Source organism: Chloroflexus sp. (genome assembly GCF_034435895.1).
GTDB lineage: Bacteria > Chloroflexota > Chloroflexia > Chloroflexales > Chloroflexaceae > Chloroflexus.
This window is the reverse complement of record NZ_DAOTWH010000047.1, coordinates 1-2,699: the sequence shown is the minus strand read 5'-3', so window position 1 is coordinate 2,699 and position 2,699 is coordinate 1. Positions and strand designations below refer to the sequence as shown.

Here is a 2,699-nt window from a genome sequence, read left to right as displayed (position 1 = left end):
CCACACCGGATCGACGTGGAACGGGATGCGCTCGTTTGCCACTCTGCAAGCCGGGGTGAAGGCGCTGTTGGTGAATGCGGCGGTGGTGGGTGCGCAGCGGCGCGACGGGCTGTAACGCCAAGCCGCAGAGGACGCAAAGGGGGTAACGCAAAGACGCTAAGAACGCAGAGGACGCAAAGGAGTGATGATTGTAGCCCCCCACCCCGGCCCTCCCCCGCTGGGGGAGGGAGTGCGTCCCTTACCCCCTAGCCCCCGCTCCCACCCGACGGCGGGAGCGGGGGAGCTGCTGCGTGGCTGCTAAAGGCATACGCGCTGCCGGAAGGCACGATCGCCCCTCCGCAACGCAGAAGAGGGGGAGGGGGTGAGGGTGAACCATCACGCGCTTGCCGGTTGTCATTGCGAGGGAGTGGCGGCACCCAGCGTAGATGGGTGCCGCCCGACCGAAGCAATCTCCCACGATAGCGGAACCAACCGGCTCAGGCATGGCTGGAACCCGGCCCTGAAGGGCCGGACTCCCATTATGAAGCCCGCTGCGCGGGCTGAATAGCCGCGAAAAGATACATAAGGCACAAACACCATACGATTGTTGGCATCGTTTGGGTATCTTTGTGGTTATACTGCTCGGTGCCCTTACCCCCCGGCCCCCGCTCTCACCTAACGGCGGGAGCTGAGGGGCGTTTTTTTATCACCAAGGACGCAGAGGATGATTGCCATCCCAACCACCCTTGCATCCTCTGCGTTCTTTGCGCCTTTGCGTTTGACCGCTCTGCGTCTTTGCTTGCTTTGCGCCTTTTGCGGCTCTTGGTGGCTATTCCTCTCTCCGTGCCCACAGCGGTATCTACTTGCTCCCTTCCCCGCACAAGCCAGCCAGCGCTTGCGCGACCGTCAGCCAGCCGCGACCGGGGAAGAGTTTGGCGACTTGCGACGAGAAGATCAGGCTGTTGCCGAGCAATTCGGTCGCCGGGCCTTCAACGACAACTTCGCCTTCACCCAGCAACACGACCCGATCGGCGCACGCGGCGGCTAGCTCGACATCGTGGGTTGCCATCACCACCGTGCGGCCTTCGTCACACAAACGGCGCAACATAGTGATTAAGCTGGCTTTGGCGTGATAATCAAGACCACGGGTCGGTTCATCGAGCAAGATCAGTATCGGATCGCCGGCCAAACTGGCGGCCAACGCCGCTCGCTGCGCTTCACCACCGCTGAGATCGCGCGGATAGCGCTCGGCCAGATGGTTGATGCCAAAGGGCGTCAAGGCATCAGCGATAGCGGTGGACGATGGCCGCAACCCGCGCCCGCGCAAGCTGAACGCCACCTCTTCGCGCAGGGTGTCGTGAAAGAGCATACTGCGCGGGTCTTGCGGCACATACGCCACCCGGCGAGCTAATTCCTCTACCGGAATGGGGGCAATATCGCGACCTTCCAGTTCGATCTTCCCCTCAACGGGCCGCACCAATCCGATCAGCGTCTTGAGCAGCGTGCTCTTGCCGCTGCCATTGCGGCCCATGAGGGCAATGAGCGCGCCGCACGGCAGATCAAGATTCACCCGGTAGAGCGCCTCGTGCCGGTCGTATTGCACAGTGACGTTGCGCAAGCGGGCTAGCGGCGGATTGTCTGGTGATATGGGGGCAGATGGTGATGAAGCGGGTAGATCGACCGGCACAAACCGCCGGCCCTCTTTGATCGTCAGCGGCAGAGGTTCCCAACCTAACGCTGCACCCAATTGTTGCAGCGGCGGGCGCAGCTCGATGCGTGCTAACACCTCGCGCGGTGTACCAACTTCAACCCTGCCACCCGGCGCGAGGTAGAGGATGCGGTCGGCGTATTGCACCACCCGCTCCAGCCGGTGCTCGCACAGCACGATAGTAATGCCGAGGTCGGCATTGAGCTTTTGCAGCGCGGTCAAGACCTCTTCTGCGCCGTGCGGATCGAGCTGGCTGGTCGGCTCATCGAGCACCAGCGCGCGCGGTTGGGCGGCGAGTGCGGCGGCAATCGCCACTCGCTGCTGCTCGCCGCCGCTCAGGGTGGCGACATGGCGGTGGCGCAGATGGGCAATCGCCAACTGGTCAAGCACCTCTTCCACCCGCCGGCGCATCACCGCCGGCGGCACCCCCAGATTTTCCATAGCAAAGACGATTTCGTCTTCGACCCGCTCGACAACAAACTGGCTTTCGGGGTCTTGCACCACAAACCCGACCAGATCGGCGAGATCGCGCGGCTGGCAGGCCAGTGTATCGCGCCCCCACACATGCACTCGCCCGCCGAGCCGCCCGCCGTAAAAGTGGGGAACGAGACCATTGAACAGGCGCAAGAGGGTGCTCTTGCCAGCGCCGCTCGGCCCGCAGACGAGCAAGAATTCGCCATCGGCGACCTGCACGCTCAGATCACGCAAGATCGGCGCGCTGGCGCCGGGGTAGGTGTAGGTGACACGGTCGAGTTCGATCATAGGTTTGCATGTTCCTGACAAGAAATGTGGCGGGGCGCGCTGTTGCTGGTTGAAAAACATGCCCAACGATCTCAGCGCTGGCCCTCATTCCAGCCCCTCCCCCTCCGGGGGAGGGAAGCAAATCCTTCCCTCCCCTAGCGGGGGAGGGGTGAGTGCGAACAGTACATCTGATCGGCGCCCGGCCCTGAAGGGCCGGGCTAGGGGTACGAAGCCCGCTGCGCGGGCTGCTGGCCCTCACCCCCAGCCCCTC

1 protein-coding gene is annotated in these 2,699 nt (G+C 63.5%); it reads right to left on the bottom strand.

Annotation, left to right across the window (positions count from 1 at the left end; translation table 11 throughout):
* Positions 1–838 precede the first annotated feature (838 nt).
* Positions 839–2,449, bottom strand: a complete 1,611-nt coding sequence (locus tag U9R81_RS02840) for an ABC transporter ATP-binding protein (RefSeq protein WP_322494019.1) — start codon at positions 2,447–2,449, stop codon at positions 839–841.
* Positions 2,450–2,699 lie beyond the last annotated feature (250 nt).